Genomic DNA, 17824 nt, shown 5'->3' with positions numbered 1-17824 from the left:
TCGGCCCCGCTCCTGCTTCGGCAGGGCGGGGCCTTTTCGTGTTCCCGGGGTCGGGGCGGCTGATCCCGCCGCGAGCGCCGGGTGCGTCACCAGGCGGGGCGCTTCCCGAGGTGAGGCCGGGGGTGGTTCGGGGTGGGTTCGCCGGGCGCATGCGACGACGGAGGGCCCGACTGTCCGAAGGTGCGAGCCCGGCGACCCTAGGCTGAGTGCCGTGACCGACCCTCGCGCACCCGAGCGCATCGTCCGCCGTTTCGCGCGCTCGTCGAACCTCATGATCGCCGGACGCCCGTTCGCGGTGACCGGGACCGGTGCCGATGCCCTGCATGATCTGCTGGCGGGGCTCGGCGGCATCCCGAGCCCGATCCCGGATCCGGGGCGCATCGAGTTCGACCTGGATGCCGAGCAAGTGCTGCTCGACGGGAAGCCGCTGCCCGAACGCGGAGACGCCGCCGGACGCATCGCCTTCGCACGGCAGCACATGCCCGTCGCCGCCGCCCTCGCCGAGAGGCTCGACCTGACCGGCCTGCGGGTGGGCGTGGCGATGGTGCTCGAACCGAAGACGGCCGTGCTGTCGCTTCTGCTCCGCGAGCGGGGTGCCGAGGTGTCGGTGTACGCGCATCCCGACGAGATCGACGTCGCGGTCGCAGACGAGCTGCGGGCCCAGGGTTTCGCCGTGACGGCAGACCCGGCGCTCGCGGGGCCGGACGAGCGCGCCGCGGCGCTGGCCTTCCTCCGCGCGGGACTCGACGTGCTGCTCGACGACGGGGCGCACCTCATCCGCCTGGCGCACGAAGACGACCCGGCGCTGGTGGATGGGTGGATTGGCGCGTGCGAAGAGACGACGAGCGGCCTCACGCCCCTTCGGCGGATGCAGGATGCCGGCATCCTGCGCTGCGCCGTGATGGCCGTCAACGATGCGCGCACCAAGACCATGTTCGACAACCGCTACGGCACGGGGCAGTCGTGCGTCTTCGCGATCGCCGACCTGCTCGAGGAGCGGGGGATCGCGCTGACCGACCAGCCCGCGCTCGTGCTCGGCTACGGACCCGTCGGCCGAGGGGTCGCCGCGCACCTGCGCGCGCTCGGGGTCGAGGTGCGGGTCGCCGAGACCGACCCCGTCCGCGCGCTCGAGGCGCGGCACGACGGGTTGGTCACCGGCCGAGCGCTCGAGCTGGCCGGGGGAGCGCTGGTGGTCTCGGCGACGGGCGTCCCCTCGACGGTGACGCCCGAGATCGCCGCCGTCGCGCGCGTGATCGCGGTCGCCGGAGGAGTGCCGGGAGAGGTGTCGGACGCGGGCGGCGCGCTCGTGCTGGGCGGCGGGGGAGCGGTGAACATCACCGCCGCCGAGGGCAACCCCATCGAGATCATGGACCTGTCGTTCGCCGTGCAGCTCGCGGCCCTGGGGGAGCTGCTCGAGCGGCGTCCCGAGCCCGGTGTGCACGCGCTCGGCCCCGAGGTCGACGAGCTCGTCGCCCGGACGGCGCTGGCCGTGCGAGGTGCGGGGATCGACCCGCCGCGCGACCTCGATCCCGACGGTGTGGACGACTGGCGTTCGCCCCGCTACCGGGACTCCCGCTCATGAGCGTCGTGCTGTACTCGGCCGCGCTCGTCGTCCCCGTGACGGCGCCGCCCATCCCCGGCGGGGCCATCGCGGTGGCGGGTGGGCGTATCCGCCACGTCGGCGACCGCGAGTGGGTGCGACACGAGCTGAGCGCGCGCGGCGTCGCGTTCGACGAGGTGCACTGGCCGGGGGTGCTGACCCCGGGGCTCGTGAACGCGCACTCGCACCTGCAGTACACGGGCATGGCCGAGGTCGGTCGGGGCTCGTACGCGGGCTTCGACGACTGGGACGACGCCTTCACCCCCGTCTATCGCGCCGGTCACGACTGGGCGGCGGATGCCAGGGCCGGCGCCCTGCAGATGATCGCGGCCGGGACCACGGCGGTCGCCGACATCGTCACCGACGTCGAGGCGGCCTCGGCGCTGCACGACGCACGCCTGCACGGCATCACCTACTGGGAGGTGATGAGCTGGACGAACGCGGCGTGGGCCGAGCGCGGTCGCGCCGAGGTCGAGGCGCGGCTCGACGCCCTGCCCTCGCCCCCCGGGACGGGGCTCTCGCCGCACGCGCCCTACTCGCTCGACGTCGAGCCGCTGCTCGAGATCCCCGACATCGTGCGCGAGCGCGGGAGTCGGCTGCACCTGCACCTCGGCGAAGCGGCCTTCGAACGCGAGCACGGCGAGGCGGTGCCGTGGCAGCTGCACCGACCCGCGAGCTTCCGCGCCCTGCGCGACGAGGGCTTCGGCACGGGGGCGACGGAGTTCGTCGATGAGCTCGGCGTTCTCGGTCCCGACTGCCATATCGCGCACGGGGTCTACATGACGGCACGCGACCGGGCGATCCTGCGCGCACGCGGGACGACCGTCGCCCTGTGCCCTCGGTCCAATGCCGTCATCGGGCTCGACGAGCCGCCGGTCGCCGCGTATCTGCTCGAGGGCAACGCGCTGGCCGTGGGCACCGACTCGTTGGCATCCAGTCCCTCTCTCGACCTCTTGGCCGATGTGTCGGCGCTTCACCGCATGGCGCGCGCGCAGGGGTACGCGAACCGCGACCTGTCGGAGCTGCTGCTGCGCGCGGCGACCCTCGGCGGAGCGCACGCGATGGGGCTCGACACCGGGCCCGCTCGAACCGGGTACCTCGCCGTGGGGGCGGTGGCGGATCTGGCGTTCTTCGACGTGCCGGTGTCGGAGGTCGATGACACGATCGAGCGCCTCGTCGTCGACGGCGAGGGGCGTGCCGCCGCGACGTTCATCGACGGCGAGGTGCGCTCGGCATCCGCCGCCTTCACCCGAGAGACCGGAGTATCCGCCGATGACCGCTGAGCGTCCCGCCACCGCCGTCCTGCTCGATCTCGAACCGCACGCCGAGGGCGGGTGGTTCCGCCGCATGTGGACCGGCAGCGTCGAGGTCGAGACCCCCGCGGGCACGCGGCCCGCGGCCACCTGCATCCACTACCTGCTGACCCCGGGCGAAGAGAGCGCGTGGCACGTCGTGACCAGCGACGAGGTGTGGCTCTGGCACGGGCCGGGAGCCCTCGAGCTCTCGCTCGGAGGCGACGGAGAGCAGCCCGGGGCCGCGCGCACCGTGACGCTCGGGCCCGACCTCGCCGCGGGGCACGTGCTGCAACACACCGTGCCCGCGGGGGTCTGGCAGGCGGCCCGACCGGCGGGAGACGCCGAGGTCGTGGTCAGTTGCGTGGTCTCTCCCGGCTTCAGCTTCGCCGACTGGCGCCTCGCCGAGTAGTCGCGTCTCGTGTCGCCAGGTTTCACCGGCGACATCCCCTGAAACATGCGCTCGGTACGCTGTGCACATCACAGCACTCCGGGGATGACCCCGATACGTCCACGAGGAGAAATCGTGACCGCTTCCGCACGCCTGCGCCGCGTCGCCGCCCTGACCGCCCTGGCCGCCGCCACGGTCGTCACCCTGACGGCCTGCGCGTTCGCCCCCTCCGGCTCCGATGCCGGCGCCGCCCCCGCCACCGAGGGCGCGCTGCAGACCGTCGCCGCCGGCAAGCTCACCATCGCCACCGGCGAGCCCGCGTTCTCGCCCTGGGTCGAGAACGACGACCCCGCGTCGTGCGAGGGCTTCGAGGCCGCCGTCTCGTGCGCCGTCGCCGAGAAGCTCGGCTTCACGAACAACGACATCGTGTGGGTGCGCTCGAACTTCGACAGCGCGATCGCCCCGGGCCCGAAGGACTGGGACCTGAACGTCCAGCAGTTCTCGATCACGGACCAGCGCAAGCAGGCCGTCGACTTCTCGTCGCCGTACTACACGACCACCCAGGCGATCGTCACCACGGGCACCTCGCCCGCGGCCTCCGCCACCACGGTCGCCGAGCTGAAGAACATCCCCGTGGGCGTCATGAGCGCCACCACGAGCTACCAGGTGGCCGCCGAGCAGCTCGGCACCGGCAACCTCAGCGTCTTCAACTCGAACGACGATGCCGTCGCCGCCCTGCAGTCGGGGCAGGTCGACGCGATCGTCGTCGACCTGCCGACCGCGTTCTACCTCGCCGGGGCCGTTCTCGACAACGGCAAGGTCGTGGGTCAGCTGCCCGACTCCTCGGCCGGTGGCGACGAGCTCGCCTACGTGCTGCCCAAGGGCTCGGCGCTGACCACGCCCGTCAGCGACGCGATCGACGCGCTCCAGGCCGACGGCACCCTCGACCAGCTGCAGCAGAAGTGGCTCGGCGGCACGGCCGCCGCGCCCGTGCTGAAGTAACTCCGTGGCATCCACGTCTTCCGGCACCGCGTGGCGGCCGAGCGACCTCGAGATCGCTCGGCGCGCCACGCGGCGTCAGCAGTCGACGAAGTCGGTGCTGATCGCCCTGGTCAGCTCGGTCGTCTTCGTCGTGGTCGTCGGGTGGGCGATCCTGTCGAGCCCCGGCTGGGAAGACGTACGCCGCAGCTTCTTCGACGTCGACATCGCGATCGCGAGCTTCCCGTCGATCCTGGTCGGGCTGTGGCTGAACATCCAGGTGCTCATCGTCGCGGCGCTCGCCGTGGCGGTGCTGGGCACGACCCTCGCGGTGCTGCGCTCGCTGCGGGGGCCGGTGTTCTTCCCGCTCCGCGCCCTGGCCACGATCTACACCGATCTGTTCCGCGGCATCCCGCTGCTGATCGTGCTGTACCTGGTGGGCTTCGGGCTCCCCGCGCTGGGGGTCTTCGGCCGGGTGCCGGTGGTGCTGTGGGGAACGATCGCGATCGTGCTCACCTATTCGGCGTACATCGCCGAGGTGCTGCGCGCGGGCATGGAGGCCGTGCACCCCTCGCAGCGGGTCGCCGCTCGCTCGCTGGGACTCACGCACGGGCAGACGCTGCGGATCGTCGTGATCCCGCAGGGCGTGCGCAAGGTCGTGCCGGCGCTCATGAACGACTTCGTGTCGATGCAGAAAGACGTCGGGCTCATCTCGGTTCTCGGAGCGGTGGATGCCGTCCGCGCGGCGCAGATCGCCGCGGCCGAGTACTACAACTTCACGCCGTACATCGTGGCGGCGCTGCTGTTCGTCGCCATGGCGCTGCCGATGATCCGCCTCACCGACTACGTCTCGGCGCGATTGGCCCGGCGCGAGCAGATGGGCGGGGTCGTATGAGCGTGCTCGAGGTCCGCAGCGTCCGGAAATCGTTCGGCGACCACGTGGTGCTCGACGGCATCGACCTGGAGCTCGCGAAGCACGAGGTCGTCGTGCTGATCGGGGCCTCGGGCTCGGGCAAGTCGACGCTGCTGCGCACCATCAACCTCATCGAGCGCGTCGACGACGGACAGATCCTGCTCAACGGCGACGATCTGACCGAGCCGACCGTCGATCAGGATGCCGCTCGCTCGCGCATCGGCGTGGTGTTCCAGCACTTCAACCTCTTCCCGCACCTGCGCGTGATCGACAACGTCACCCTGGCTGCGCGGAAAGTGCACGGGATGCCGAAGGCCGAGGCCTACGCGCGCGGCACCGAACTGCTGGAGCAGCTGGGCCTGGCGGCGAAGGCGCGGGAGTTCCCCGACCGGCTCTCGGGCGGGCAGCAGCAGCGCGTCGCGATCGTGCGTGCCGTGATGACCGACCCCGAACTCCTCTTGCTCGACGAGATCACTTCGGCCCTCGATCCTCAGCTGGTCGGCGAGGTGCTCGACCTGGTGCGGGTGCTGCGCGACCGTGGCTCGACCATGCTCATGGCCACGCACGAGATGTCGTTCGCGCGCGAGGTGGCCGACCGCATCGTCTTCATGAAGGGCGGCCGGATCGTCGAGCAGGGCACTCCGGCGCAGATCCTCGACGCGCCGCGGCATCCCGACACGATCGCCTTCCTCGAGCGCGAGCGCCGCGGCGGGGCTCTGTAGCCACCGAGGCGCGAGGTTCCTGCGCTCGTCGATGGGTGCGGGACCCCCGCGACACCCCGTGCCGGGCGCGCCGCGACACCGGATGCCGGCCCGAGGGCGTGGCATCCGGTGTCGCGTTCTGTGCGCGAACGCTCCGGGTCAGGCGACCGAGCGGCGACGACGCAGGAGCAGACCCCCTCCGAGGAGCAGAGCCAGCAGGCCCGCGATGCCGAGGCCGGCGGCCGTCGAGCCGTCGGTTCCCGTCACAGCGAGGGAGCCGCGGGCGGTGCCCATTCCGGTGGCGGCCACGGAGCCGACTGACGCGACCGAACCGATCACGGCAGGGGTGCCGTTGGTGCCGTTCGTCCCGTTGGTGCCGTTCGTTCCCGGGGTGCCGGGGGTTCCGGGCGTTCCCGGGGTGCCGGGCGTTCCGGGCGTTCCGGGGGTGCCCGGGGTGCCGGGGGTGCCCGGGTTTCCGGTGGTCGAGCCGGTGGTGGTGCTGTCACCGATCACCGAGACCGCGTTGCCGCCGATGGTGACGGGGATGCTGATCGGCAGACCGATCACGTTGCCGCCGCCGATGCTGCCGGTTCCGTCGGTGCTGGTTCCGCCGGTCGAGCCGGTGGTTCCGCCGGTGGTGGTGGCGTTCTCGGAGGTGCTGTCACCGACACCCGACACCGCGTTGCCGCCGATGGTGACGGGGGCGCCGACCGGGAGGCCGATGACGTTGCCGCCGAGGATGCCGTCGTTGCCGTCGGTGCTGGTGCTGCCCGTGCCGCCGGTGGTCGCGGTGCCGCCGGTGGTGGTGGCGCCGTCGGTGACGCTGTCACCGATGCCCGACACCGCGTTGCCGCCGATGGTGACGGGGGCGCCGACCGGGAGGCCGATCACGTTGCCGCCGCCGATGGCGTCGGTTCCATCGGTGACGGTGGAGCCGGTGCCGGTCGAGCCGGTGGTGCCGCCGGTGGTGGTGGCGCCGTCAGTGACGCTGTCGCCGATGCCCGAGACCGCGTTGCCGCCGACCGTGACGGGCACGCCCACCGGGAGGCCGATGACGTTGCCGCCGAGGATCCCGTCGGTGCCGTCGGTCAGGCTGCCGCCGGTCGAGCCGGTGCCGCCCGTGGTGCCGCCGGTGGTGTCGGCGTCGTTCGAGACGCTGTCACCGACCACCGACACGGCGTTGCCGCCGATGGTGACGGGCAGGCCGACGGGAGCATCGACGACGTTGCCGCTGCCGATGCCGTCGGTGCCGTCGGTCACGCTGCCGCCGGTCGAGCCGGTGCCACCCGAGGTGCTGTCACCGGTGGTGCCGGCGTTGTCGGTGCTGCTGTCGCCGATGATCGAGACGGCGTTGCCGCCGACCGTGACCGGAGCCTCGACCGAGATGGCACCCTGGTTGCCGCCGGCGACGCTGTCACTGCCGTCGGTGCCGCTGCCAGCCGCGGGGGCCGCAGCCTCGGGTGCGGGCGCCGAGGTGTCGGCATCCGTGCTCTGGCTGTCTCCGATCACCGAGACGGCGTTGCCGCCGACCGTGACGGGAACGTTGACCGACACGAGCCCTTGGTTGCCCGAGCCCACGCCGTCACTGCCATCGGTGATGGTGACGGGCGCGGGGGCCGGGGCTGCGGGAGCGGAGGTGTCGGCACCGTCGCTGGTGCTGTCTCCGATCAGCGAGACGGCGTTGCCGCCGACGGTGACCGGGAGGTCCACCGAGACACCGACCTGGTCGCCCGAGAGCAGACCGTCGACGCCGGAGGTGTCTGCGGCATTGGCGATGCCGGCTCCGAGGACGGCGAGGCCGCCCCCGACGAGCGTGCCCAGAAGGACACGCGAGTAGATCTTACGCATGAGAGTTTCTCCTGTAGATGAATGAGGGTGCGCGAAAGCGCGGGGTCGTCTGCCGTGCGATGCACGGTGCGACCGTCCTCAGTCAGGAGAGACGTCGGTGGCGAAGACCGGGGTGACGGGCAGGTCGTCGTCGACGACGGTCCGGCGGTCGAGAAGAAGCTGGGCGGCGCTGATCCTGCCGCTGTCGGCGGTCGCGGCGCTGACGCCGCCCGCTCCGGAGTTTCCGGATGCCGACGAGCTCGTGCCCGTGCTGGAGCCCAGGGCGACGCCGTGATCGGTGTCGAGGTCGAGGCCCGAGAGGGCCTTCTGCGCACCCGCGAGAGCCGCGGACGCACCGCCGGTCGGGGCGGCGGCGAACAGGGCCTCCACGTCGGCCGACCCGGAGGTGCGGAGCGGGGACGCGGTGGGGGAGGGATCCGTCGAGGCAGGGCCGGCGACGACCGCCGCGGCCGAGAAGAGCTCGGCGGTCACGGCGTCGGGGCTGGGGGTGGCGACCTCGCCACCGTCGACCGGAAGGGTCGGGACGACGGTGGAGGTCGGGGGGAGGGTGCCGATGATGACGGGGAGGGCGGCGTCGACCGCGTCGGTGACTCCGCTGAGCAGGTCGTCGAGGCCGATCGCGTGAGCGACGTCGCCGACGACGGGGACCGTCTGCACGGTGTCGACGACCGGGGCGACGACGTCTCCCACGACGCTCGAACCGGCGACGTCGGTGACCGTGTCGGCCACGGTGTCGACGGTGCTTCCGACGGCGGTCTCCGCGGTGTCGACGACGTCGGAGACGGTGTCGGTGGTGGTGGTCACGACCTCGGCGACGGGGGCGGGTGCGACGTCGGTGACCGGAGCGACCGTCTCGGTGACGTGCTCGACGGTGGGGGCGACCACGGTGCCGACGACCTCGTCGACCGTGTCGGTGACCTGGCCGACGGTCGAGCCGACGGTGCCGAGCAGACCGCCCTGGGAGCCGTCGTCTGCGGATGCCGAAGACACCGACAGCACGAGCGAGAGAGCCGCGAAGCCGAGGGCGGTGAGCACGCCGATGAGGAACAGCCGCAGCGCGTGCGGTGCCCCCCGGTCGAACGTGTTCTCCATGATTCGCCCCCCAAGGTGAACCTCTGACAACTCCTGGCCGGCGACGATACGCCCGGTTTCGCCGACGCGGAAGGGCTCGGGTGAAATCTCAGTAGTCGTCCGGCAAAGGCGTGGTGACGGGCGACACGCCGGATGGTGAAGAAAAATTTGACAGCGGGGCCTCTGTATCGATACGCGTCCGGCGAGTTATCCCCCGAGTTGTACACATGTGAATGCATCCGCGGGCAACCTTCAACGTCCACTTCACACGGGATTTCCCCAGGAAAGTTGTGGATAGAAAAAACCCAGGTCAGGGTACGCAACACGCGCGGAAATCAGATCCATCCACCGAGTTGTCCACAGCACTTGTGCACAGACCTGACGGCGTTTCCCGCAATCTCTCCACAGAGTTATCCACAGGCTCGTTTGCGTGGATCGAAGGTGGTATCTAGCGTGGGTCGAGCCACTTGGGCAAGCCGATCACCCTGCCCCGCGCGTCGATGTCGGACGTTGGTGATCTCATGCTGCCAAGGCCGCACCGAGCCCCGTTTTCGCGACGTCCTTCACGCGCGCGAGGCCCGGCGGTGGTGCCCGAGAACCGAAGGAGAGCCCGTGTCGATCGCCGATATCGCCGAAGAACGTCTCGGAAAAGCACCGCGCCCCGAGCGCACGCCCCCGCACGACACGCTCGCCGAACAGAGCGCCCTGGGCGGCATGCTGCTGTCGAAAGACGCCGTCGCCGATGTGATCGAAAGTCTCCGCGGTCCCGACTTCTACGTGCCCAAGCACGAGCTGATCTTCGAGGCCATCCTCACCCTGTACTCGCACGGCGAGCCCACCGACGTCGTCGCCGTCACCGACGAGCTGATCAAGACGGGCGAGCTGCAGCGCGCCGGGGGAGCGGACTACCTCCACACGCTCACCTCGATCGTTCCGACCGCCGCCAACGCCGGCTACTACGCCTCGATCGTCGCCGAGCGCGCCATGCTGCGCCGCCTGGTCGAGGCCGGCACGCGCATCGTGCAGATGGGCTACGCCGGCGAGGGCGACCCGGTCGAGCTCGTCAACAGCGCCCAGGCCGAGATCTACAACGTCTCGGGCGACGACAGCGCCGAGGACTACATCCCCCTGACGATGGCGGTGGATGCCGCGGTCGAAGAGATCGAGGCCGCTCGCGGCCGCGACGGGTCGATGACGGGCATTCCCACCGGCTTCGCCGGCCTCGACCAGCTGACCAACGGCCTGCACCCGGGCCAGATGATCGTGCTCGCCGCGCGCCCCGCCATGGGTAAGTCGACGCTCGCGCTCGACTTCGCCCGCGCCGCCGCGATCAAGTCGAACGCGCCCTGCATCTTCTTCTCGCTCGAAATGGGTCGCTCCGAGATCGCGATGCGCCTGCTCAGCGCCGAGGGTCAGATCCCCCTGCAGAGCATGCGCAAGGGAACGCTCGACTCGCGCGACTGGACCACGGTGGCCTCCACCCGCGGTCGCATCAACGACGCGCCCCTCTACATCGACGACAGCCCCAACATGACGCTCGTCGAGATCCGCGCCAAGTGCCGTCGCCTCAAGCAGCGCGAGGGCCTGAAGATGGTCGTCATCGACTACCTGCAGCTGCTCACGAGCGGTAAGCGCGTCGAGTCGCGCCAGCAAGAGGTCAGTGAGTTCTCGCGTGCGCTGAAGCTGATGGCGAAGGAGCTGCAGGTTCCGGTCATCGCTCTGTCGCAGCTGAACCGTGGTGCCGAGCAGCGCGCCGACAAGAAGCCGGCGCTTTCGGACCTGCGTGAGTCGGGCTCGATCGAGCAGGACGCCGACATGGTGGTGCTGCTGCACCGCGAGGCGGCGTACGAGAAGGACTCACCGCGTGCGGGCGAGGCGGATCTGATCGTGGCGAAGCACCGTAACGGGCCGACGGACACGATCACGGTGGCGTTCCAGGGGCATTATTCGCGGTTCACGGATATGGCGCCGGGGATGTAACTCCCGCCGCGGCATCGTCGCGCCCGTCCGCGCGTATCCTCGTTCCGTGGAAAAGGTGTGGATCGTCTACCGGAGCGACAACGAGGTGGAGATTCTCGGCGTCTTCGATGATCAGGACGAGGCGACGAGGTACGCACAATCTCTCGCTGAGACGCAGTACGAGGGCGAACGAATCTGGACCGGCGGCTACGCCGTGCCCTACCGGATCACCGACGACGTCCCCAGATGATTGAGGAGAGGCCGGGCGCAAGCGCCCGGCCTCTCCTTCTCGGTCTAGCTTCGGGTCGTCAGTTGCATCTGAACGTGTACGAGCCCGTCGAGTCGCGCCCCACGCCTGTCTGTCCTCTGCCGGTGGTTCCCCAGGCCGTCGTGATCACCTGGAACTTATTGTCTCGTGTCTGCCCGTTGCAGTAGTAGGTGACCTGGGTGGACTGCATATTGCCCGTGCCCCAGCTGTTGAATGGGCCGGCGACCTTCGCCCAACCCCACCACTCCTGGCGAAACACCTCGCTAGCCATGCCGGTCTTCACCACGTCCGCGCTGCAGTTCCGGAGTGCAGGCTTGGATCCCACCCCGCCGTAGCCTGAGGACTTGCGAAACCACATGTTGCCGGGCGCGAGGTAGCACTTCGATCCACCTGAGCCACCCTGTACGCGGAGATCGGCGGTTTGCACCATTCCGGTACGGAAGCTCGCTGGCTTCGCAACCGATGCCTCAGGTTCGGCGGGCTCGAGATTCAACGTCTCGAGTCTCTCCTCGGTTTCTTGGCGCGTCTCGTCGAAGACGATCTTCGGAGTCACACTTGCGTCGGTCAGCTCAGCCATCTCTTGATTGGTCAAGGAGTCTGGCAGTGCCGGAACTTCGATTGGAGCGCTGGTATCCGCATTCGTGCTCGGCGCACTCTGCGCAGACGCTGGTGAAGCCGATAGCAGCGCTGTCGCGACTAAAACCACGATTGGTGCGAAAATTAGCCTGGCGTTCATCAGTCCCCCTCAGGATGCGCCGTGTGCGCAGACCAGACCATAAACGGCAGGCGCAACCAGGTGTGCGGTATTGGTTGTGCTCGGCGCAAAATTCACCCGGGCGTTCAGCCGGATCCACTAGGCGTCGGAGAGGGGATGAGCCTGCGGATGCGAGCGCGGTGCAGCGCCCGCTGGCGCTTAAGCGACGTAGTTGCTCCTTCCGGTCGTCACGCCCGCGCCGCGAGGCGCCTGAGCTACGGCCGCGCCGTCATTGGCGTGGCGCCGGGGATGTAACGCCGAGGCTTACGGCGTCCAGAACCCCAGCGTGCACAGCAGCATGGTCTCGTCGTCGGAGCCCGCCGGTGGCTCGATGGCCGGCGGGAACACGCCCCACTGACGCCACTCGTCGGCGTGCGGGACGACGTGCTCGTTGAACCCGGCGACCAGCTCGGGGGTGAGGTGGAACGGGACGCCGAAGTGCTTCGCGATCGAGTACGCCTGGAACGCGCGATAGGTCGCGAGGTGTGCAAAGGCCTCATCGGCCGGGTAATCGCCGTAGGTGAACCGAAAGGTTTCGGCGATGTCGCCCGATCGGACGGCTGCCGTCGCCTTGTCGTTGAGCGCGTCGTACGACGCGACGGGATCGTCGCCGAGAAGGTCGGTGTCGGCGTAGGGGTCGCCGTCGGCCGCCGCGCGGCCCGCGATGACATCGGGGATCCAGGCTTCGTCGTACGCATGCCGCCCGAGGATGCCGAGAAGCGTAGGCGACTCGAGCTGGCTCCACTCCTTCGGAACGGGAACGGAGAAGTCGGTGGGATCGAGCTGGTCAATGACCTCGCGCAGCGCGGCATCGGCGTGGAGGAAGAGGTTGGCTGGGGTCATGGTGGGGAGGGTACTCCGGGGGTCGGACATGGGCCAGATCTCTCTCGCTCGGATGCTGGCTCGAATATTGCGCTGGTTGAGATCTGTGCGAGGTGCCGTTGCCTGAACCAGCGCGAGGGTCTGAAGAATGGTCGTCATCGACTACCTGCAGCTGCTCACGAGCGGTAAGCGCGTCGAGTCGCGTCAGCAGGAGGTCAGTGAGTTCTCGCGTGCGCTGAAGCTGATGGCCAAGGAGCTGCAGGTTCCGGTATTCGCGCTGTCGCAGCTGAACCGTGGCGCGGAGCAGCGCGCCGACGGGAGGTCGCCCCGATAGACCTGCACGAGTCAGGCCGACTCCTTCTGAGCCCGATGGTCAGCTAGCACAGCTACAGCCTTCGGCACGCAAAACCGGACGCATCGACGCGGTCAGGGGTCGTACTGTCTGGGCATGCTCCGAGCGTGGAGCGCTGTCTCGCAGCTGTCTTGTGGGGTGGCTAGATACCTGAGATGCAGGCCAAGCGACGAGTTCCGTTAGCCTCGAGTGGTTGGTGGGAACAAGGGGGAACCAATGCCATCAGTTGAGTCGACGACGCTCACAGCTCTGAGGGTGAAGCAGTGGCTGGCCCAGTGGGACGACATGCAGTACGACGGCGGGCAAAATCAATCACGCCCAAAACCGCACTTCTACATGTTCTCCGTCGCAGCTTCGCAGCTTCGGAGGCTATCGGGTATCTACCGACGCGATACAGACGAACTGCGACCGCGTGCAGAGGATCTGAGTATTCAACGAAAGCACGATCCCGAGCGGAGTGAAGAGATTCGACGATATGTCGAGGGCGGCTATCCCTGGTCAGGCCTAAGTGCAGCAAAACGGGATGATCCCGCGAACGACCGCCTGAGAAAGCCCGGCTGGCTGCCGACAGCCGTCGTGGTCAACATCCTCGAACCCGGTGATATGCGATCCGGTCGGGTAATCGCTACTGGCGAAACTATATCCATAGAAGAGGGCCCGGCCCCCGGAATGGCGACGCTTTCTCTCCCTGTCCGCTCCTCATCTCAGGATGAAGAGAGTGTGCCGCCTATTGAGGTGATTGACGGACAGCACCGACTTTTTGCTTTCCAGGAGGGCGACGGAGACGTTGAGGACTACGAGCTTCCCGTCGTCGCGTTTCACGGTCTTGACATTTCTTGGCAGGCATACCTGTTCTGGACAATAAATATCAAGCCCAAGAAGATCAATGCTTCGCTTGCCTTTGATCTCTACCCATTGTTGCGTGAGCAGGAGTGGCTTAACAGCGGCGAGGTCGTGCAGGTATACCGTGAGAGTCGGGCGCAGGAGCTGACCGAGATGCTGTGGTCGTCTCCAGATAGTCCTTGGTATAGACGAATCAACATGCTTGGTGGCTCTAGAGCCGAGAATGGCCCCGTGACACAAGCCGCCTTCATTCGCAGTCTAATTGCAAGCATGGTGAAGTCATGGCGACCGCGTGGGAGCACTGGGGGACTTTTTGGCGGAACGCCCGACGCGACCAGTGGTGGGCTTTCTTGGTCAAGACTACAACAAGGTGCTTTCCTGGTCACCGCGTGGAAGCTCCTAGCGGACGCAATTGCAGACTCCAACGCGGGTTGGGCTATGTCACTTCGACAAGCAGACAATACTCTTGGCCTCGATGGGGAGCGCCTGGTGGGCGCAACGGATCCAGCTTTCGCGGGGTCGTTTACGCTCCTTGCGACAGATCAGGGGATCCGCGGATTCCAGTCGGTCATCAACGATCTTTGCTACGTCCGCAACCGAGAGCTTTCGCTCGCTGGCTGGCGTGATTTGAGCGCTGCGCCGGAGGTAACACCCGAGTACATATCAATCGCGGCGGCTACTCTGGCCGACGAGCCTGTCCACAGATTCCTCGCCCAAATCTCCGAGAGGCTTGCGGTCTTTGACTGGCGCAGTAGCGGATTCCCGGGGCTCAGCGAGCAGGAGCGGTTGCGCGCCTCCGCGCTTCGCGGTAGCAGCGGGTACAAGGAGATGCGTATTCGATTGATTGATCACCTTCGCGGCTCGGAGAACGCTGAAGTGCAATCAGCCGCCAATCTCGTCGACCGCGCATGAGTGCATCGAGTGGTTTGGGTGCGAGGTCGGAGGCGGCGTTAGGCACTGCTGACCGGGCAGTTGTGGTGGCGGCTCTTTCTCGACTCCCGATTTCCGGTTCCGAGACATGGTTGGCGCCCGCCAATGTCTACTTTCATTCTGCTGGAGAACGTGTTCTTGCCGACGGAAAGACCGTCCCTCCCTCTCAATACTCCGACTTTGCGGACTACCTCGCGGCAGCTTCCTTTATTCATTCCGCCGACAGCTGGGCATACCTCGGCAGGGCATTGCATGCTGTTCTTCAAGGAGACGTGCACGGAGCGGTGCACCTCTGCTATTACGCCGAGCTACGTGCAGCTATTTCCCTCCTGAGTACGGAGGGAATTTACGTCGGTAATCGCTGCAGTTTGGCGCTTTCGGGCGCCGGTGTAGCGGAGGTCACTGGAGTGGGCACGCACGTAGCCACCTGGATGGTTCTCAACTCATGGGCGCGTTCAACGCGAGCTCAGGACCTATTCGGGAAGATTCTCCGTCCTATAGGTGCCCCGCTCTACGAATGGGCAAACAATATGGGCAGTGGTATCACTCCAATCGTCGAAGGACTGTTGGATGACATTGCCTTCGACCTTTCCGCGTTTTCCGAGGATCGAAACCGTCGGAACCACGCCAGTTATCAACCCACGCGTGTCGAACCCGATGACCTCAGCGCCCAAGATTGTGCTCAGATTGTGGATGACGTTTGGACACTCCTCGAACCTGAGTCTCGAGGGACATTCCCGGTTCTCGACCGACTCTTGCTCCGGCACCTCGCCGTGGGTGTGTATGCGCCGACCCATGAAGAGCTGGATCCGTACGGGGTACCGACAGGCCGCACTGACTGGAGCGGGTGGTCCTCCTGGCTGACCAGCGTCGCCCCGGGAGGAGTCGAACGAGACCCCTACTTCGTGAGTATTCGAACGGACCCCGAGGATTTGAGCCGGGACGGCGCGCTCGAAGCTGCATTTACTCGGAGCCACGGGGCGCCCTCCGCATACCTGAGCGAGATGCTCTTGCGCACTACCATTCTTGCGCGTCTGGCTACTGGCGCCTGCGTTGAGCTGCTCGATGACTCGGGTCTGGGAGCAGATGACGTTTCAACTTGGGTCGTCGGCCTGGGCGGGGCCCGTGCACTTTGGTCAGATGACGCTCCCGACCCGATGATCGATCTGTGGGCGGACGCCGAGATTGCGAAGGAGGAGCTCGAGCTGTCGTCGAAGGCGAGCCATCATGCGCTGATCACGGGCATGCGAGAATATCTAGCTGTGCTCGGTCAAGCTGAACGTGTAGCAGCTTGGAGCTTTGCTAGCTAACGAGAACGTGAGGCGACCAGGTAATGAAGTACATGGGCGGCAAGTCCGCGCTCCTGCGAGGTTCGCTCGGAGATCTTGTTCTGGAGGAGGCCGAAGGTGCTGACCGGTTCGTTGATCTGTTCTCCGGGGCCGGATCCGTTGGGCACTTCGTAGCAGAGCGCGCTGCTCGTCCGGTGCTCAGCGCAGATCTACAAACGTACTCAAAGGTGCTCTCGGCAGTGATCGTCGAGCGAGTGCGCTCGCTCGAGCAGTCATTGGTGATTTCCTCGTGGTTGGCCGCTGCTCGGAAACAGTATGACGATGACGCCGTCGTTGCCCGCTTGCGAATTGAGGAGACTGTCCTCTCGGCACATTCAGTGCGCGTCGCTCGTCAACGGGCGAGTGAGGTCGAAGGGCGACGACTCACTCGACATTATGGAGGACACTATTTCGCGCCTCTTCAAGCGCTCGCTTTCGACCACATGTTGAGCGGCATGCCCGAGGACTTGGAGATCCGGACGCTGGCCCTCGCAGCGGTCATACGCGCAGCGAGTGCCTGCGCTGCCGCCCCCGGCCATACTGCCCAGCCTTTCCAGCCGACAGGAACTCTCCTACCGTACATTCGTGCTGCTTGGAAGCGTGATGCATTTGGCGAAGTTCAGCGCCAACTCGATGCCCTCGCGCCTCGTCATGCTCGAGTCCGCGGACACGCTCGAGTGTCAGACGCGGAGGCCGTCGCCGGCACGCTGTCTGAAGGCGACCTTGCCTTCTGTGATCCGCCGTATTCGTCTGTTCAGTACAGTCGCTTCTACCATGTGCTGGAGGGAATCGCTCGGGGCGGATGGGACACTGTTTCGGGCGCGGGGCGGGCGCCCGCGCGAGGCGATCGTGCTTCCTCGGATTTCAGTCGTCGAACGGCCGCGGTGCAAAGTCTGACCGGGCTTCTTCAGGTTCTGAGGCTCCGAGGCTGTCAGGTAATGATCACCTTCCCGGATGGGAATTCGAGTAACGGGTTGAGCGCGGCCAAAATAGTCGAGCTGGCAAAAGCGCAATGGCATGTGACGAGCACCCTGGTTGATTCAACGCACAGTACGCTGGGGGGTCGCTCCGAGGATGCTCGCGGTGGTCGTCGAAAGTTGAAGGAGGCCGTGATCGTGTTGCGGCCCAAGCAAGGCATGATTGCTGTGGCTATGAATACCCCGCCAGCTACCAAGGACGGTCTGAACGCAGGATCGACAGCGTCCCGCCTCAGCGAGGCCGCAGCATCCTAGGTTGCCCTCTAACGAGGGTCCGATCCCACCGCCGCTGCGCGTCGCCGAGGTTGATTGAACGGCCGATCTCATCCGTGGCGAGGTCGTCGAGACCGTTTTCCAATCAAAGGAAACAACGTGCTGAGGATCTACCTGGGCGGAGTGAATATGCTCATGACACTTTCGGCATTGGGGGGTTCATTGACCAGTTCACGTTCGTCGTGCATCCGGTCGTCGCAGGTCTTGAGCGTCGTCTGCTGGACGGCATCCGGGATCAGATCGAGCTGAATTCGTGGAGCGGCGGGAGTCGTCGGCTCCATGTGCTTCCTTCATGCCGCGGGTCGTGCCGGGCGGAGACGCCGGTGTATTCGTCTCGGCGCGGCTCAAGTGTTTGGACGCGAACGAGTGGCCCTGCTGGGGTCGGTGCTCATGCACGCGCCCGCCCGCGTCGTGTTGTCCTTCACAGGTGATGTCTCAGTCGTGTCCGTCAACGACGAGTAGTGCACTCTGGAGGTCGGGTTGTGGGTGTGGGGCGCGCTCGTCGCTTCCTTCACGCAAGTCGT

The 17824-nt window shown here is 67.2% G+C and carries 16 protein-coding genes and 1 pseudogene; 12 read left to right on the top strand and 5 right to left on the bottom strand.

Translation table 11 applies throughout. The annotated features are described in order from the left end of the window. Window positions 1–211 precede the first annotated feature (211 nt). The 6 genes from OVA17_RS05665 to OVA17_RS05640 all read left to right on the top strand — a co-directional run bounded on the left by OVA17_RS05665 (window position 212) and on the right by OVA17_RS05640 (window position 5896). The gene (locus OVA17_RS05665) at window positions 212–1582 is read left to right on the top strand and encodes an adenosylhomocysteinase (RefSeq protein WP_267788758.1); all 1371 of its coding nucleotides are present in this window, start codon (window positions 212–214) and stop codon (window positions 1580–1582) included. Continuing rightward, window positions 1579–2883, top strand: a complete 1305-nt coding sequence (locus OVA17_RS05660; protein WP_267788757.1) for an amidohydrolase family protein — start codon at window positions 1579–1581, stop codon at window positions 2881–2883. The genes OVA17_RS05665 and OVA17_RS05660 overlap by 4 nt, the downstream gene beginning before the upstream one ends. Further along, complete coding sequence (locus tag OVA17_RS05655) at window positions 2873–3304, top strand: cupin domain-containing protein (RefSeq protein WP_267788756.1); 432 nt, start codon at window positions 2873–2875, stop codon at window positions 3302–3304. The genes OVA17_RS05660 and OVA17_RS05655 overlap by 11 nt, the downstream gene beginning before the upstream one ends. A 114-nt stretch (window positions 3305–3418) precedes the next feature. Further along, window positions 3419–4285, top strand: coding sequence for an ABC transporter substrate-binding protein (locus OVA17_RS05650; RefSeq protein ID WP_267788755.1), 867 nt, complete (start codon window positions 3419–3421; stop codon window positions 4283–4285). A 4-nt stretch (window positions 4286–4289) separates the two neighbouring features. Beyond that, on the top strand, window positions 4290–5156 hold the full coding sequence (locus tag OVA17_RS05645; protein ID WP_267788754.1) for an amino acid ABC transporter permease: 867 nt from the start codon (window positions 4290–4292) through the stop codon (window positions 5154–5156). After that, the gene (locus tag OVA17_RS05640) at window positions 5153–5896 is read left to right on the top strand and encodes an amino acid ABC transporter ATP-binding protein (protein ID WP_267788753.1); all 744 of its coding nucleotides are present in this window, start codon (window positions 5153–5155) and stop codon (window positions 5894–5896) included. Before OVA17_RS05645 ends, OVA17_RS05640 begins: the two co-directional genes overlap by 4 nt. 138 nt (window positions 5897–6034) lie before the next feature. On the opposite strand, the gene OVA17_RS05635 is transcribed toward OVA17_RS05640, so the two are convergent. Then, entirely contained in the window at window positions 6035–7723 is a 1689-nt protein-coding gene (locus OVA17_RS05635) for a beta strand repeat-containing protein (RefSeq protein ID WP_267788752.1), read from the bottom strand. A 78-nt stretch (window positions 7724–7801) separates the two neighbouring features. Next, window positions 7802–8815 carry a hypothetical protein gene (locus OVA17_RS05630; RefSeq protein ID WP_267788750.1) on the bottom strand — a complete coding sequence of 338 codons (1014 nt, stop codon included), beginning with the start codon at window positions 8813–8815 and terminating at the stop codon, window positions 7802–7804. A 591-nt stretch (window positions 8816–9406) separates the two neighbouring features. On the opposite strand from OVA17_RS05630, the gene dnaB reads away from it, so the two are divergent. Both dnaB and OVA17_RS05620 read left to right on the top strand, forming a co-directional pair. After that, entirely contained in the window at window positions 9407–10774 is a 1368-nt protein-coding gene (dnaB, locus tag OVA17_RS05625; RefSeq protein ID WP_094735227.1) for a replicative DNA helicase, read from the top strand. 46 nt (window positions 10775–10820) lie between these two features. Then, the gene (locus tag OVA17_RS05620) at window positions 10821–11003 is read left to right on the top strand and encodes a hypothetical protein (protein ID WP_267788747.1); all 183 of its coding nucleotides are present in this window, start codon (window positions 10821–10823) and stop codon (window positions 11001–11003) included. Window positions 11004–11061: 58 nt separating this feature from the next. Here OVA17_RS05620 and OVA17_RS05615 read toward each other — a convergent pair whose 3' ends face one another. Both OVA17_RS05615 and OVA17_RS05610 read right to left on the bottom strand, forming a co-directional pair. Next, window positions 11062–11598 (bottom strand): hypothetical protein, encoded by a 537-nt coding sequence (locus tag OVA17_RS05615; protein ID WP_267788745.1) that lies wholly within the window; start codon window positions 11596–11598, stop codon window positions 11062–11064. 441 nt (window positions 11599–12039) lie between these two features. Then, window positions 12040–12618 (bottom strand): hypothetical protein, encoded by a 579-nt coding sequence (locus tag OVA17_RS05610; protein WP_267788743.1) that lies wholly within the window; start codon window positions 12616–12618, stop codon window positions 12040–12042. A gap of 63 nt (window positions 12619–12681) precedes the next feature. Between OVA17_RS05610 and OVA17_RS05605 the strand changes: the two are divergent. The 4 genes and pseudogenes from OVA17_RS05605 to OVA17_RS05590 form a co-directional block, all read left to right on the top strand. Further along, window positions 12682–12913, top strand: a pseudogene (locus tag OVA17_RS05605) (DnaB-like helicase C-terminal domain-containing protein); the annotation flags it as partial. A 291-nt stretch (window positions 12914–13204) separates the two neighbouring features. Next, on the top strand, window positions 13205–14704 hold the full coding sequence (locus OVA17_RS05600) for a DGQHR domain-containing protein (RefSeq protein WP_267788741.1): 1500 nt from the start codon (window positions 13205–13207) through the stop codon (window positions 14702–14704). 65 nt (window positions 14705–14769) lie between these two features. Next, window positions 14770–16032 (top strand): hypothetical protein, encoded by a 1263-nt coding sequence (locus OVA17_RS05595; RefSeq protein ID WP_267788740.1) that lies wholly within the window; start codon window positions 14770–14772, stop codon window positions 16030–16032. Window positions 16033–16055: 23 nt separating this feature from the next. Then, window positions 16056–17282, top strand: coding sequence for a DNA adenine methylase (locus tag OVA17_RS05590; RefSeq protein WP_267788738.1), 1227 nt, complete (start codon window positions 16056–16058; stop codon window positions 17280–17282). A gap of 128 nt (window positions 17283–17410) precedes the next feature. Here OVA17_RS05590 and OVA17_RS05585 read toward each other — a convergent pair whose 3' ends face one another. Then, entirely contained in the window at window positions 17411–17581 is a 171-nt protein-coding gene (locus OVA17_RS05585) for a hypothetical protein (RefSeq protein ID WP_267788736.1), read from the bottom strand. Window positions 17582–17824 lie beyond the last annotated feature (243 nt).

Source organism: Microbacterium sp. SL75, assembly GCF_026625865.1.
In the GTDB taxonomy this organism is placed as follows: domain Bacteria; phylum Actinomycetota; class Actinomycetes; order Actinomycetales; family Microbacteriaceae; genus Microbacterium.
This window is presented reverse-complemented; position numbering and strand designations above follow the sequence as displayed.

What these genes read in the sequence shown, in the direction of transcription:
- OVA17_RS05660 (WP_267788757.1), top strand. Translation starts at nt 1,579, where the DNA reads ATGAGCGTCGTGCTGTACTCGGCCGCGCTCGTCGTCCCCGTGACGGCG.
- OVA17_RS05655 (WP_267788756.1), top strand. Translation starts at nt 2,873, where the DNA reads ATGACCGCTGAGCGTCCCGCCACCGCCGTCCTGCTCGATCTCGAACCG.
- OVA17_RS05640 (WP_267788753.1), top strand. Translation starts at nt 5,153, where the DNA reads ATGAGCGTGCTCGAGGTCCGCAGCGTCCGGAAATCGTTCGGCGACCAC.
- OVA17_RS05635 (WP_267788752.1), bottom strand. Translation starts at nt 7,723, where the DNA reads ATGCGTAAGATCTACTCGCGTGTCCTTCTGGGCACGCTCGTCGGGGGC.
- OVA17_RS05630 (WP_267788750.1), bottom strand. Translation starts at nt 8,815, where the DNA reads ATGGAGAACACGTTCGACCGGGGGGCACCGCACGCGCTGCGGCTGTTC.
- OVA17_RS05615 (WP_267788745.1), bottom strand. Translation starts at nt 11,598, where the DNA reads ATGGCTGAGCTGACCGACGCAAGTGTGACTCCGAAGATCGTCTTCGAC.
- OVA17_RS05610 (WP_267788743.1), bottom strand. Translation starts at nt 12,618, where the DNA reads ATGACCCCAGCCAACCTCTTCCTCCACGCCGATGCCGCGCTGCGCGAG.
- OVA17_RS05590 (WP_267788738.1), top strand. Translation starts at nt 16,056, where the DNA reads ATGAAGTACATGGGCGGCAAGTCCGCGCTCCTGCGAGGTTCGCTCGGA.
- OVA17_RS05585 (WP_267788736.1), bottom strand. Translation starts at nt 17,581, where the DNA reads ATGGAGCCGACGACTCCCGCCGCTCCACGAATTCAGCTCGATCTGATC.